Origin of the sequence: Pseudomonas sp. rhizo66, assembly GCF_031931925.1 — a bacterium.
Classification (GTDB): Bacteria; Pseudomonadota; Gammaproteobacteria; order Pseudomonadales; family Pseudomonadaceae; genus Aquipseudomonas.
The window spans coordinates 1-14,176 of sequence record NZ_JAUJWZ010000018.1 but is presented as its reverse complement, the minus strand read 5'-3'; the positions used below and the strand labels follow the sequence as shown (position 1 = coordinate 14,176).

Below are 14,176 nucleotides of genomic sequence, written 5' to 3'. Positions count from 1 at the left end.
CTCGTCAAACACACCTTGTGGGCGGTACAGACACGAAACGGTTCGCGGGGTAGGTGCGAACATCGCTTCGAAGGCCCTTTCCAGGGCCCCTGATTAGCGGGAGCGAGGCCATCATGCCTTCGCTTTTTTACCCCGTCAAACGTTTTGTAGTGCTTTTTTTCAAGCACTACATCTTTCGTCTAATACGACTAATCAGTCAGTTTTCGGTGCTTTAGTCCAACGCGTCGACTTTCACCCGCAAGGTCATGTCATCCCGGCCTTGAGTCGAGTAGCTGCGGGTCAGACCCTGTTTGTCGGCTTGGGTTTGGCGATTTACGCCGGCAAGAGTGATCCACTCGCCGAGGCGGCCGCTGACAGTTGTGTCGGTGCTTTGCACGTTCACTACATCGGGACGCTCCTGGCTCATGCGGTCACGGTTGGTGCTGATCGCCAGGTGAACGGTGTCACCGGTGACGCTGGCGGTGACATAGAAACCCTGGGTGACGTTGCGGTATTGGGTCTGGCTGCTGTAATCGCCGTAAGAATTTGTCTGGCTGCTGGTGATCGGCACACTCTGCCCGACCTGAATCAGCGCCGGCATGCCATCGGTGGCCTGCACTTGCTGCACGCCGCCCTCACGGCTGGCGGTGCTGCGGCTGATGATGCGGGCCTGGTTTGGCTGGGCGCCGTTGACTGAATAACCTTCGTCGCCACGGCCATTGTTTTCGTTGGTGTCAACGGTAATCAGCAAGCGCTTGGGCGCTGTATCCAGCTGCGTGATCAGCGCCTTGAGTTCCTCAATCTTGCCCGGCTCGGCCTTGATGATCAGTTGGTTGCCGTAGGCGCTGACCTGCCCGTCCTTGCCGAGGAAGTCTTGCGCCATTGGCAGCATATCAGCGCTGGTGCGGTAATTGAGGGGCACGATTTCTGTGGCTGCCATCACCGAAAAACTGCAACCGAGCAGCAGGGTGGTGAGCAGGGTGCGTAGGGACATGTCCGTTATCTCCGCTTTCGAAAGGCTTGATATTGCCAGTTTGTCGGCCTTGGGTGGGGCAAGTTGAATCGTAGACAGCAAAACGCCCCGGCATCCGAAAATGGCGGGGCGTTTTGTGGTGTGCTGGCGGGCCTCTTCGCGAGCAGGCTCGCTCCCACAGTAGATCTCCAGCGGACACAAATTGTGCGTCAGGCACAGATCCCCTGTGGGAGCGAGCCTGCTCGCGAAGGCCGCGCCGCGGTCTTAAGCCGAATGCCGAACCATATCGACATGCGGAATCCCTGCTTCCAGGAATTCTTCACTGACCAGGCTGAAACCCAGGCGCTCATAGAACGCCGTAGCCTGCACCTGGGCGCTGAGCATCTGCTGCTTCAAGCCACGTTCTTCCGCTTCGGCAATCACCGCTTGCATCAGCGCATCACCGACCTTCATGCCACGCCAGTCTTTCAGTACCGAAACCCGGCCGATGTGCCCATCAGGCAGCAAGCGCGCAGTGCCGATCGGAAAGTCGCCTTCAAATGCCAGAAAATGCACGGCGGTGGCGTCGTCCGCGTCCCATTCCAGCTCAGGTGGCACCGATTGCTCGGCGATGAACACCGTTTCACGAATGCGCCGGATCTCGGCGATGTCCTTCTGCCAGTCTGCGACACGAACGCGAATCTTATTCATCGGCGAACCCCAGGCTACCTTGCTTGACCAGTTGGCACAGCAGGCTGCAACCGTCTTCGTCGTTCAGCCACTCACCGAGGTTGTCGGTGTGCAGGGCGTCAGCGGCGCAGATCAGCTTCAGCAGTTCGCGCAGTTTGCCCGGCAGGTAACGGCTCTGACCGCTGGCGAACAGCAGCAGGTCGTCATCGACTTCCGACCAGGCCAGGCGCGCGCTCGGGTTGCGGATCAGCACCGCGCCGTCCTGCAGAGCGGCGAGGAAGTCTTCTTCTTCGATTTCTTCCGGGCCGACCACCAGTTCCGGGTAGCGCGGCTCGGTCATGTACTGGCCGAACCAGGTCAGCAGCAGGCGCTCGTCGCTCATGTGCTCGGCGAGCAGGGCTTTCAGGCGATCCAGTGCATCGTGCTGGATCTGGTGTGGATCGGCTGCAGGCTGCGCGTCGGCGTCGGTGTAGCGCTCTTCGTCAGTCAGGAACTGGCTGAGGAAATCGGTGAAGTGAGTCAGCACTTCGGAAGCGCTTGGTGCGCGGAAACCGACCGAGTAGGTCATGCAGTTGTCGACGGCGACACCGCAGTGGGCCAGACGTGGCGGCAGGTAGAGCATGTCGCCCGGCTCCAGCACCCACTCTTCGGTCTCGTGGAATTCAGCGAGGATGCGCAGGTCCGCGTGTTGCAGCAGCGGGCTCTCGGAATCGCACATCTGGCCGATTTTCCAGTTGCGCTTGCCGTGGCCCTGCAGCAGGAACACGTCGTAGTTGTCGAAGTGCGGACCGACGCTGCCACCCGGGGCGGCGAAGCTGATCATCACGTCATCGACGCGCCAGCTCGGCAGGAAGCGGAAGTTTTCCAGCAGTTCGCTGACTTCCGGGACGAATTGGTCAACCGCTTGAACCAGCAAGGTCCACTCTTTTTCCGGCAGTTTGCTGAATTCGTCTTCAGCGAACGGGCCGCGACGCAGTTCCCATGGACGCTCGCCGTGCTCGATGACCAAGCGCGATTCGACTTCTTCTTCCAGGGCCAGGCCGGCCAGTTCGTCGGCGTCGATCGGGCTTTCGAAGTCAGGAATCGCCTGACGGATCAGCAGTGGCTTTTTCTGCCAGTAGTCGCGCAGGAATTCGCGTGCTGTGAGGCCGCCCAGAAGTTGAAGAGGAATATCGGAATTCATATGTAACCTATTGAAAAAAAGCACTTTTCAGACGGGAATAAAAACGCCCGGCGCGGCCGGGCGTCTCAAACGGATCAAGCGGTCGATCAGATACGTTTGGCTTGCGCTACAGCGTTACCGATGTAGTTGGCCGGGGTCAGTTGCTTGAGCTCGGCTTTCGCTTCGGCAGGCATGTCCAGGCCGTCGATGAAAGTCTGCAGTGCTTCAGGGCTGATGCCCTTGCCGCGGGTCAGTTCTTTCAGCTTCTCGTACGGGTTTTCGATGTTGTAACGGCGCATCACGGTCTGGATCGGCTCAGCCAGGACTTCCCAGCAAGCGTCGAGGTCAGCGGCAATCTTCTGCTCGTTGAGCTCCAGTTTGCTGATGCCTTTGAGGCTGGCTTCGTAGGCGATCACGCTGTGGGCGAAGCCGACACCGAGGTTGCGCAGTACGGTGGAGTCGGTCAGGTCGCGCTGCCAGCGGGAGATCGGCAGTTTGCTCGCCAGGTGCTGGAACAGTGCGTTGGCGATGCCCAGGTTGCCTTCGGAGTTTTCGAAGTCGATCGGGTTGACCTTGTGCGGCATGGTCGACGAACCGATTTCGCCAGCGATGGTGCGCTGCTTGAAATAACCCAGGGAGATGTAGCCCCAGATGTCACGGTCGAAGTCGATCAGGATAGTGTTGAAGCGCGCGATCGCGTCGAACAGCTCGGCGATGTAGTCGTGCGGTTCGATCTGCGTGGTGTACGGGTTGAAGCCCAGGCCCAGCTCGTCTTCGATGAAGGCGCGGGCGTTGGCTTCCCAGTCGATCTGCGGGTAGGCCGACAGGTGCGCGTTGTAGTTGCCGACAGCGCCGTTGATCTTGCCCAGCAGCGGCACGGCAGCGACTTGAGCGATCTGACGCTCGAGACGGTAAACCACGTTCGCCAGCTCTTTACCCAAAGTGGTCGGGGAGGCCGGTTGACCATGGGTGCGCGACAGCATCGGCACGTCAGCGAAACGGATGGCCAGTTCGCGAATGGCGTTGGCGGTCTGGCGCATCAGCGGCAGCATCACGTCGTCACGGCCTTCGCGCAGCATCAGGGCGTGGGACAGGTTGTTGATGTCTTCGCTGGTGCAGGCAAAGTGGATGAACTCGCTGACCTTGGCCAGCTCCGGCAGCTTGGCCGCCTGCTCTTTGAGCAGGTATTCGATCGCTTTGACGTCGTGGTTGGTGGTGCGCTCGATCTCTTTGACGCGCTCGGCGTGCTCCAGAGAGAAGTTTTCAGCCAGTTCATTGAGAACGGCGTTGGCCTCGGCGGAGAAGGCTGGCACTTCCGGGATGCCAGCGTGGGCGGCCAGACGCTGGAGCCAGCGCACTTCAACCAGAACACGGGCACGGATCAGGCCGTACTCGCTGAAAATCGGGCGCAGGGCCTGGGTTTTGCCGGCGTAGCGGCCGTCAACAGGGGAAACCGCAGTGAGCGAAGAAAGCTGCATGGGGTGTTCTCGGACAGTCGGGCAACGAAATGGGGCGCGTATCATACATGAAAAAATCCGCCGGTCCGTTGCCAACTGACCGGCGTATTACGCGTTACAGACTACAAAGCTTTTATTACGCGGCGTTTTACTCGCTGCGCATCAACGGATACAGCTCTTTGAGCAGCTTGCGCCGGCTGATCACCAGCTGCCAGCGATGGCCGCCGAGCTGCCGCCACAGGCGTGCCGAACGAATCCCGGCGAGCAACAGGGCGCGGATCTTCGAGGCATTGCTCGGTTGCTGCAGGTTGCGCATGTCGCCGTGCACCTGAATGCGTTGGCGCAAGGTGCTCAGGGTGTCCTGATACAGCGCGCCGCAAGCCGCGACGACGTTCTCGTGGGCCGGGCCGAAGTGCTCGACCTGCGACTGGATCTGCGGCAAACGCTTGCCGATGATGTCGAGCATGTCGTCACGTTTGGCCAGTTGACGCTCAAGACCGAGCATCGACAGGGCATAACGCAACGGCTCGCGCTGCAATGTGCTCGGATCGCGCTCGAGGGCGCCGATCAGTGCGCGGTAGCCCTCGCGCAGATTGATGTCGTCGCCACCGTAAACATCCAGTGTGTCCTTCGGGTCGCGCACCAGCAGGCTGCCGAGCATGCAGCTCAGGCCGGCTTCGTTGGTCTGGCCGGTCTTGGCGATCCGGTCGACCAGTACGGCGGCGAGAAACACGCCGCCGAGCGCGGTCAGTTGTTCCTGAGTCGGGCTCATGCCTGGCTGCTCCACGGCTCGGCGACTTCGATCACGCCGCCACCGAGGCAGATTTCACCGTCGTAAAACACCACCGACTGGCCCGGCGTGACCGCACGTTGCGGTTCGTCGAACACGGCGCGGTAGCCGGTCGCGGTTTTTTCCAGGGTGCAGGCCTGATCGCTCTGGCGATAACGCACTTTGGCGGTCAGGCGCAGTGGCTGGCTCAGGTCGATCGGGTTGACCCAATAGATTTCCGAAGCGAGCAGGGCGCTGGAGAACAGCCACGGGTGGTTGTTGCCCTGGCCGACGATCAGTTCGTTGGTGTCCAGGTCCTTGCGCAGCACATACCACGGCTCATCGCCGGCGTCTTTCAAGCCGCCGATGCCGAGGCCCTGGCGCTGACCGATGGTGTGGTACATCAAGCCGTGGTGGCGGCCGATGACTTCGCCTTCGGTGGTCTTGATCTCACCGGGTTGCGCCGGCAGGTATTGCTTGAGGAAGTCGCTGAAACGCCGCTCGCCGATAAAGCAGATCCCGGTGGAATCCTTCTTCTTGGCGGTGGCCAGCTCGTATTTTTCGGCAATCGCGCGAACTTCCGGCTTTTCCAGTTCGCCGACCGGGAACAGGGTCTTGGCGATCTGTTCGCCGCCAACGGCGTGCAGGAAGTAGCTCTGATCCTTGTTCGGATCGAGGCCCTTGAGCAGTTCGGTGCGGCCATCGATGTCGCGGCGGCGCACGTAGTGGCCGGTGGCGATCAGGTCGGCGCCGAGCATCATGGCGTAGTCGAGGAACGCCTTGAACTTGATCTCGCGGTTGCAAAGGATGTCCGGGTTCGGCGTGCGGCCGGCCTTGTATTCGGCGAGGAAGTGCTCGAACACGTTGTCCCAGTACTCGGCGGCGAAGTTGGCGGTGTGCAGCTTGATGCCGATCTTGTCGCAGACAGCCTGAGCATCCGCCAGGTCGTCCATGGCGGTGCAGTATTCCGTTCCGTCGTCTTCTTCCCAGTTCTTCATGAACAGGCCTTCCACTTCATAACCCTGCTCGATCAGCAGGAGAGCGGAAACGGAAGAGTCCACGCCGCCGGACATGCCGACAATGACGCGCTTCTTGGATGTGTCAGAAGGGGCTGGATCACGCATAGGGATTCAATGAGTGTCTTGAAAAAGGACGCGATTCTAGCAGGCTCGCGGCCTCAAGGCTAAAGAGAAGGGCGGATCAGTTCGAGGCTGAAGTGATGACCGGCCAGATAATCGTCGATGCAACGGATGATCAGCTCGCTGCGCCAGTTGTCGCGCTGGGCCATTAATTCGTCGCGGGTCAGCCACTTGGCGCCGACGATGCCGTCATCGAGTTGGTAATCGGGGTGATGTTGCACGGCTTTGGCGCTGAAGCACACGCGCTGGTAGGTCACCCCGTTGCTCTGCGCGGTGTACAGGTAAATGCCGATCACGCCGGTAGGTTCGACGTCCCAGCCGGTTTCTTCGAGGGTTTCGCGCACGGCGGCATCGATCAGGGTTTCGTCCGGGTCGAGATGGCCGGCGGGCTGGTTGAGCACGTTACGCCCGGCCTTGTGCTCTTCGACCATCAAGAAGCGACCGTTGTCTTCGACGATGGTGGCGACGGTGATGTGGGGGAGCCATTCCATAAAACCTTCCTCAATCTATTGGTTGAAACCCAGTCCCCTGTGGGAGCTGGCTTGCCAGCGATGGCGGTTTATCATTCAGCATGGATAGTGACTGAACCACCGCTATCGCTGGCAAGCCAGCTCCCACAGGGTTTTGTGGTGATCATAAAGCCCGGAAACACAAACCCCGGCACAGGGCCGGGGTTCGTTTACAGCGCTACAACCTTAAACCAGCGCAGCAATCGCCGCGTTGAGGGTTGCGCTTGGGCGCATGGCCTTGCTGATCAGCTCGGCATTGGCGTGGTAGTAACCGCCGATGTCGACTGGCTTGCCCTGAACGGCGTTGAGCTCGGCAACGATGGTTGCTTCGTTCTCGGTCAGGGTTTTGGCCAGGGTCGCGAACTGCGCTTGCAGTGCAGCGTCTTCGGTCTGGGCGGCCAGGGCCTGAGCCCAGTACATCGCCAGGTAGAAGTGGCTGCCGCGGTTGTCGATGTTGCCGACTTTGCGCGATGGCGACTTGTTGTTGTCGAGGAACTGGCCAGTGGCCTGATCCAGGGTTTTCGACAGCACCAGGGCTTTCGGGTTGTTGTAGTTCACACCCAAATGCTCAAGGGACGCTGCCAGTGCGAGGAACTCGCCCAGCGAATCCCAGCGCAGGAAGTCCTCTTCAACCAGTTGCTGCACGTGCTTCGGAGCCGAACCGCCGGCGCCGGTTTCGAACAGGCCACCGCCGTTCATCAGCGGCACGATCGACAGCATCTTGGCGCTGGTGCCCAGTTCCATGATCGGGAACAGGTCGGTCAGGTAGTCGCGCAGGACGTTGCCGGTCACCGAAATGGTGTCCTTGCCTTCGCGGGTGCGCTGCAGGGTGAACTTCATGGCGTCGACCGGGGCCATGATCTGGATGTCCAGACCGGCAGTGTCGTGATCCTTCAGGTAAGCCTGAACTTTCTCGATCACCACGCCATCGTGAGCGCGCATCGGGTCCAGCCAGAAGATCGCTGGGGTGCTGCTGGCGCGAGCTCGGTTGACGGCCAGTTTGACCCAATCCTGGATCGGCGCATCTTTGGTCTGGCACATGCGGAAGATGTCGCCGGCTTCAACAGTCTGTTCCATCAGCAGCTTGCCCTTGCTGTCGGTGACGCGAACCACGCCGTCAGCCTTGATCTGGAAGGTCTTGTCGTGCGAGCCGTACTCTTCGGCTTTCTTCGCCATCAGGCCAACGTTTGGCACGCTGCCCATGGTGGTCGGGTCGAAAGCGCCATTGGCTTTGCAATCTTCGATCACAGCCTGGTAGATGGTCGCGTAGCAACGATCCGGGATCACCGCCTTGGTGTCGTGCAACTGACCGTCGGTGCCCCACATCTTGCCGGAGTCACGGATCATTGCCGGCATCGAGGCGTCGACGATCACGTCGCTCGGCACGTGCAGGTTGGTGATGCCTTTGTCGGAGTTGACCATCGCCAGCGAAGGGCGAGCGGCGTAGACGGCGGCCATGTCAGCTTCGATCTGCGCTTGCTGCTCGGCCGGCAGGGCCTTGATGCGTGCGTACAGATCGCCGATGCCGTTGTTCAGGTTGAAGCCGATCTCGGCCAGCACGTCAGCGTGCTTGGTCAGGGCGTCTTTATAGAACTCGGCAACGATCTGGCCGAACATGATCGGGTCGGAGACCTTCATCATGGTCGCTTTCAGGTGAACCGAGAGCAGCACGCCTTGAGCCTTGGCGCTTTCGATTTCAGCAGCGATGAATGCGCGCAGGGCGTTTTTGCTCATCACGGCGCAGTCGAGGATCTCGCCGGCCTGAACGGTGGTTTTTTCTTTCAGAATGGTAGCGGTACCGTCCTTGGCGATCAGTTCGATCTTCACGGCGTCAGCGGCGTCGATCAGAGCAGCTTTTTCGCTGCCGTAGAAATCGCCGGTGCTCATGTGAGCGACGTGGGACTTGGAGTCTTTGGTCCAGGCGCCCATTTTGTGCGGGTGCTTGCGCGCATAGTTCTTGACCGACAGCGGAGCACGGCGGTCAGAGTTGCCTTCACGCAGAACCGGGTTCACGGCGCTGCCCTTGACCTTGTCGTAACGTGCCTTGGCATCTTTGTCGGCATCGCTGGTCACGGTTTCCGGGTAGTCCGGGAGGTTGTAACCCTGAGCTTGCAGCTCTTTGATCGCGGCTTGCAGCTGTGGCACCGAAGCGCTGATGTTCGGCAGCTTGATGATGTTGGCTTCAGGCGTAACGGCCAGGTCGCCCAGTTCGGCGAGGTGGTCGGCTACGGCTTTGTCGCCCAGTTGCTCGGGGAAGCTGGCCAGAATACGTGCTGCAAGAGAGATATCGCGGGTTTCCACGGCGATATCGGCCGAGGCGGTGTAAGCCTCGATGATCGGCAGCAGGGAATAGGTGGCGAGGGCTGGAGCTTCGTCGGTGAAGGTATAGATGATCTTCGAGCGGGTGGGCATATTCGGATTAACTCTCTCTTCTTTGCTAAAGCGTGCGCAGAAACTCGAGGGGCGCCGGGTAAGCGCGTTCGTTCAAAGTCATCCATGAACCGAATGTCGAGATTCTTCGCGGTGATGTTGGGTGCATCAGTAGAGCGTCAAGCAGTCGGACTGCGGTAACAACCCGACCAATCAGGCGGAAAGTCTCGTGCTAGAGAGGCCAGCCGTCGTGACCCTGTGGTCAGCGGGCGGCATTATACATAGGTAGCTGGCAATCTGCCGATGGTTCATATGCAACGATTCTCGTCCATTGGTCTAAAGGTCGCAGGGCGGGGTGGGGCGTAGAGTCGTCGCGAATGCTTGAGTTTGGCGCTTTTCCCTTTGCTTTCAGGCTTGTACGAAACGAGATGTAGGCGCGCCACGAACAGAGGGTTTGCGTGTTGATTTAACTGGGTTACGCTCGAACCAAGCCAGATGTTCAATCCAAACAATGGAGTTCAGCATGGGTTACAAGAAGATTCAGGTTCCAGCCGTCGGCGACAAAATCACCGTCAATGCAGACCATTCTCTCAATGTTCCTGATAACCCGATCATCCCCTTCATCGAAGGTGATGGCATTGGTGTCGACATCAGCCCGGTGATGATCAAGGTTGTCGATGCTGCAGTTCAAAAGGCATACGGCGGTAAACGCAAGATTTCCTGGATGGAAGTCTACGCCGGGGAAAAAGCCACTCAGGTTTATGATCAGGACACCTGGCTGCCTCAGGAAACCCTGGACGCAGTCAAGGATTACGTGGTTTCCATCAAAGGCCCGCTGACCACCCCGGTCGGTGGCGGCATCCGCTCGCTGAACGTGGCCCTGCGTCAGCAACTCGACCTGTACGTCTGCCTGCGCCCGGTGCGCTGGTTCGAAGGCGTGCCGAGCCCGGTGAAAAAGCCTGGCGACGTCGACATGACCATCTTCCGCGAGAACTCCGAAGACATTTATGCGGGCATTGAGTGGAAGGCCGGTTCGCCGGAAGCCACCAAGGTTATCAAGTTCCTTAAAGAAGAAATGGGCGTCACCAAGATCCGTTTCGACGAAAACTGCGGCATCGGCGTCAAGCCGGTTTCGCTGGAAGGCACCAAGCGTCTGGCGCGCAAGGCGCTGCAATATGTGGTCGATAACGACCGCGATTCGCTGACCATCGTGCACAAAGGCAACATCATGAAGTTCACCGAAGGTGCCTTCAAGGAATGGGCCTACGAAGTGGCCGCTGAAGAATTCGGTGCGACCCTGCTCGACGGTGGCCCGTGGATGCAGTTCAAAAACCCGAAAACCGGCAAGAACGTTGTGGTCAAAGACGCCATCGCCGACGCCATGCTCCAGCAGATCCTGCTGCGCCCGGCCGAATACGATGTGATCGCGACCCTGAACCTGAACGGCGACTACCTTTCTGATGCCCTGGCGGCGGAAGTGGGCGGTATCGGTATTGCGCCGGGTGCCAACCTGTCCGACACCGTGGCGATGTTCGAAGCGACCCACGGTACCGCGCCGAAGTACGCCGGCAAGGATCAGGTCAACCCGGGTTCGCTGATTCTCTCGGCCGAGATGATGCTGCGCCACATGGGCTGGACGGAAGCGGCGGATCTGATCATCAAAGGCACCAACGGCGCCATTGGTGCCAAGACCGTGACCTATGACTTCGAGCGTCTGATGGATGGGGCCAAGCTGGTTTCGTCTTCGGGTTTTGGGGCTGCGTTGATTTCGCATATGTAAAAACGCGGGCACACAAAAACCGCCTGACTCGATGAATTGAGTCAGGCGGTTTTTTATGGCCGAAGATTGTGAGGCGTCAGCTGGTCACTTTTTCCTCGTAATTAGCAACCGGGGTTGCGTCTTTGACGGCGTCGACCGCGCAAATATTCACAGCGTGCAGGCCTTTGGGGGCTTGCACGATATCGAATTTCACCAATTGCCCCGCTTTCAAGGTCTTGTAGCCATCCATTTCGATGGCGGAGTAGTGCGCAAAGAAATCAATCTCTTTGCCATCCTCATCGCGGCCTTCGCGGGCGTCGGTAATGATAAAGCCGAATCCCTTGGCATTGTTGAACCATTTCACCTTGCCGACAGCCATGCTCAAATCCCTCTGCAACAGACTCCATCGCTGGAGTATCATCCAATTCATCCGCAATCTTATTCGTGAAAAGAATTGACTCCGCGGATCTTTTTTACCCACTGTGGGCTCTATTGGTTGTAACACCGTTTTCCCGATAGTCAAGGTGACCGGGCAGTCGGAGTTGAAAACGTGGACAACCGCCCCCACCACTGTATTTGCACAACTGACGAACCTTTCTTTCCATGCATGCAATCAGCCAGATTCGACTAACATTCAATCAGGATCGCCCGCTTCTCCAAAAGGATCTTCCACAGGAGCACGACGACGATTCGGCAGGCGTTGCTGTTCAGGAAGCAAAGCCTGCGTTACAGGCGCCGCCGATGTACAAGGTGGTTTTGTTCAACGATGACTACACACCGATGGATTTCGTCGTCGAAGTGCTCGAGGTGTTTTTTAACCTGAATCGCGAGCTGGCGACCAAGGTCATGCTGGCCGTCCATACAGAAGGGCGGGCAGTATGTGGAGTGTTTACCCGCGACATCGCCGAGACAAAGGCCATGCAGGTCAACCAGTACGCCAGGGAAAGCCAGCATCCGCTACTCTGTGAAATCGAGAAGGACGGTTAATCGCCGACCACTTGGGTATGAGGTGAAGCTATGTTAAACCGCGAGCTCGAAGTCACCCTCAATCTAGCCTTCAAAGAGGCTCGTTCGAAACGTCATGAATTCATGACCGTCGAACACCTTTTGCTGGCCCTATTGGACAATGAGGCTGCCGCCACCGTTTTGCGTGCCTGTGGCGCAAACCTCGACAAACTCAAGCATGACCTGCAGGAGTTCATCGACTCCACCACGCCATTGATCCCCGTTCATGACGAAGATCGCGAAACCCAGCCAACCCTGGGCTTCCAGCGTGTACTGCAACGTGCTGTTTTCCACGTACAGAGCTCGGGCAAACGCGAAGTGACTGGCGCTAACGTGCTGGTCGCAATCTTCAGTGAGCAAGAGAGTCAGGCAGTGTTCCTGCTGAAACAGCAGAGCGTTGCGCGCATCGATGTCGTCAATTACATCGCTCATGGCATTTCCAAAGTGCCGGGGCATGGCGATCACTCTGAAGGTGAACAAGATATGCAGGACGACGAGGGCGGTGAGTCTTCTTCTTCAGGCAATCCTCTGGATGCTTATGCCAGCAACCTCAACGAACTCGCGCGCCAGGGTCGCATCGACCCGTTGGTCGGCCGTGAATCGGAAGTCGAGCGTGTCGCGCAGATTCTCGCGCGTCGGCGCAAAAACAATCCGCTGCTGGTTGGTGAAGCAGGCGTGGGTAAAACCGCGATTGCCGAAGGTCTGGCCAAGCGCATTGTCGACAACCAGGTGCCGGACCTGCTGGCCAACAGCGTTGTCTACTCGCTCGACCTTGGTGCTTTGCTCGCGGGCACCAAGTATCGCGGTGATTTCGAGAAGCGCTTCAAGGCGCTGCTCAATGAACTGAAAAAACGTCCGCAGGCGATCCTGTTCATCGACGAAATCCACACCATCATCGGTGCCGGCGCTGCGTCCGGTGGCGTGATGGATGCTTCGAACCTGCTCAAACCGCTGCTGTCGTCTGGCGACATTCGCTGCATCGGCTCGACCACGTTCCAGGAGTTCCGCGGCATCTTCGAGAAGGATCGTGCCTTGGCGCGTCGCTTCCAGAAGGTCGATGTCGTCGAGCCGTCGGTGGAAGACACCATCGGCATCCTGCGCGGCCTGAAAGGGCGTTTCGAGCAGCACCACAATATCGAATACAGCGATGAGTCTTTGCGCGCCGCTGCTGAGCTGGCGTCGCGTTACATCAACGACCGGCATATGCCGGACAAGGCCATCGACGTGATCGACGAGGCGGGTGCCTACCAGCGCCTGCAGCCGGTCGAAATGCGCGTCAAGCGTATCGAAGTGCCGCAGGTCGAAGACATCGTGGCGAAAATCGCTCGGATTCCGCCGAAGCACGTCACCAGTTCCGATAAAGAGCTGCTGCGTAACCTGGAGCGTGACCTGAAACTGACGGTGTTTGGTCAGGACGCGGCGATCGATTCGCTGTCGACCGCGATCAAGCTTTCGCGCGCCGGGCTTAAATCGCCTGACAAGCCAGTCGGTTCGTTCCTGTTCGCAGGTCCCACCGGTGTCGGTAAAACCGAGGCTGCGCGGCAATTGGCCAAGGCCTTGGGGATTGAACTGGTTCGCTTCGATATGTCCGAGTACATGGAGCGTCATACCGTATCGCGTCTGATCGGTGCGCCTCCAGGCTACGTCGGTTTCGACCAGGGCGGTCTGTTGACCGAAGCAATCACCAAGCAGCCGCATTGCGTGCTACTGCTCGATGAAATCGAGAAGGCGCATCCCGAAGTTTTCAACCTGCTGTTGCAGGTGATGGACCACGGTACGCTGACCGACAACAACGGGCGCAAGGCGGACTTCCGCAATGTGATCGTAATCATGACCACCAACGCCGGTGCCGAAACGGCGGCGCGTGCTTCGATCGGCTTTACCCATCAGGACCACTCGTCTGATGCGATGGAAGTGATCAAGAAGAGCTTCACGCCGGAGTTCCGTAACCGTCTGGACACCATTATCCAGTTTGGTCGCCTCAGTCATGAGGTCATCAAAAGTGTGGTGGACAAGTTCCTTACCGAGCTTCAGGCGCAGTTGGAAGACAAGCGTGTGCTGCTTGAGGTCACTGATGCCGCACGTAGTTGGCTGGCGGCGGGTGGTTACGACTCGGCGATGGGCGCACGTCCGATGGCGCGTTTGATCCAGGACAAGATCAAGCGTCCGCTGGCGGAGGAGATTCTGTTTGGCGAGCTGGCCGAGCATGGCGGTGTGGTGCACATCGACATCAAGGATGGTGAGTTGACGTTTGACTTCGAGACCACGGCTGAGATGGCCTGACGGCTTGATGTTGATTGGGAAGGCGCCTTCGGGCGCCTTTTTTGTTGTCTGGTGTTTTTGGGTTTTGGGTGTATATCCGTTGCTGCGGTGATGGCTGCTTGG

Annotated in this window: 12 protein-coding genes; 3 read left to right on the top strand and 9 right to left on the bottom strand. The window is 58.9% G+C overall.

The genetic code is table 11. The features are described 5' to 3' along the window. Positions 1–211: 211 nt before the first annotated feature. The 8 genes from QZR14_RS20710 to QZR14_RS20675 all read right to left on the bottom strand — a co-directional run bounded on the left by QZR14_RS20710 (position 212) and on the right by QZR14_RS20675 (position 9,069). Positions 212–973, bottom strand: coding sequence for a secretin N-terminal domain-containing protein (locus QZR14_RS20710; protein ID WP_311997618.1), 762 nt, complete (start codon positions 971–973; stop codon positions 212–214). Positions 974–1,216: 243 nt separating this feature from the next. Continuing rightward, positions 1,217–1,642 carry a GNAT family N-acetyltransferase gene (locus QZR14_RS20705; protein WP_034155132.1) on the bottom strand — a complete coding sequence of 142 codons (426 nt, stop codon included), beginning with the start codon at positions 1,640–1,642 and terminating at the stop codon, positions 1,217–1,219. Next, positions 1,635–2,804 carry a ribosomal protein uL16 3-hydroxylase gene (locus tag QZR14_RS20700; protein WP_123450774.1) on the bottom strand — a complete coding sequence of 390 codons (1,170 nt, stop codon included), beginning with the start codon at positions 2,802–2,804 and terminating at the stop codon, positions 1,635–1,637. The genes QZR14_RS20705 and QZR14_RS20700 overlap by 8 nt, the downstream gene beginning before the upstream one ends. Positions 2,805–2,890: 86 nt before the next feature. After that, positions 2,891–4,261 (bottom strand): adenylosuccinate lyase, encoded by a 1,371-nt coding sequence (gene purB / locus QZR14_RS20695; protein WP_003223822.1) that lies wholly within the window; start codon positions 4,259–4,261, stop codon positions 2,891–2,893. Positions 4,262–4,388: 127 nt separating this feature from the next. Next, on the bottom strand, positions 4,389–5,012 hold the full coding sequence (gene hflD / locus QZR14_RS20690; RefSeq protein ID WP_122600567.1) for a high frequency lysogenization protein HflD: 624 nt from the start codon (positions 5,010–5,012) through the stop codon (positions 4,389–4,391). Further along, a complete protein-coding gene (mnmA, locus tag QZR14_RS20685) occupies positions 5,009–6,133 on the bottom strand; it encodes a tRNA 2-thiouridine(34) synthase MnmA (RefSeq protein WP_103386161.1) in 1,125 nt (374 codons plus the stop codon). Before mnmA ends, hflD begins: the two co-directional genes overlap by 4 nt. Before the next feature lie 59 nt (positions 6,134–6,192). After that, positions 6,193–6,639: an NUDIX hydrolase gene (locus QZR14_RS20680; protein ID WP_311997617.1), complete on the bottom strand. Its 447-nt coding sequence runs from the start codon at positions 6,637–6,639 to the stop codon at positions 6,193–6,195. A gap of 204 nt (positions 6,640–6,843) precedes the next feature. Further along, positions 6,844–9,069, bottom strand: coding sequence for an NADP-dependent isocitrate dehydrogenase (locus tag QZR14_RS20675; protein ID WP_311997616.1), 2,226 nt, complete (start codon positions 9,067–9,069; stop codon positions 6,844–6,846). 481 nt (positions 9,070–9,550) lie between these two features. On the opposite strand from QZR14_RS20675, the gene icd reads away from it, so the two are divergent. After that, on the top strand, positions 9,551–10,807 hold the full coding sequence (gene icd / locus QZR14_RS20670) for an NADP-dependent isocitrate dehydrogenase (RefSeq protein WP_311997615.1): 1,257 nt from the start codon (positions 9,551–9,553) through the stop codon (positions 10,805–10,807). Between the two features lie 76 nt (positions 10,808–10,883). Here the strand turns inward: icd and QZR14_RS20665 are convergent, their stop codons facing one another. Then, positions 10,884–11,165, bottom strand: a complete 282-nt coding sequence (locus QZR14_RS20665; protein WP_311997614.1) for a cold shock domain-containing protein — start codon at positions 11,163–11,165, stop codon at positions 10,884–10,886. A gap of 224 nt (positions 11,166–11,389) precedes the next feature. On the opposite strand from QZR14_RS20665, the gene clpS reads away from it, so the two are divergent. Both clpS and clpA read left to right on the top strand, forming a co-directional pair. Beyond that, positions 11,390–11,773, top strand: coding sequence for an ATP-dependent Clp protease adapter ClpS (clpS, locus tag QZR14_RS20660; protein WP_011334948.1), 384 nt, complete (start codon positions 11,390–11,392; stop codon positions 11,771–11,773). A gap of 30 nt (positions 11,774–11,803) precedes the next feature. Further along, on the top strand, positions 11,804–14,074 hold the full coding sequence (gene clpA, locus QZR14_RS20655; protein ID WP_007964841.1) for an ATP-dependent Clp protease ATP-binding subunit ClpA: 2,271 nt from the start codon (positions 11,804–11,806) through the stop codon (positions 14,072–14,074). Positions 14,075–14,176 lie beyond the last annotated feature (102 nt).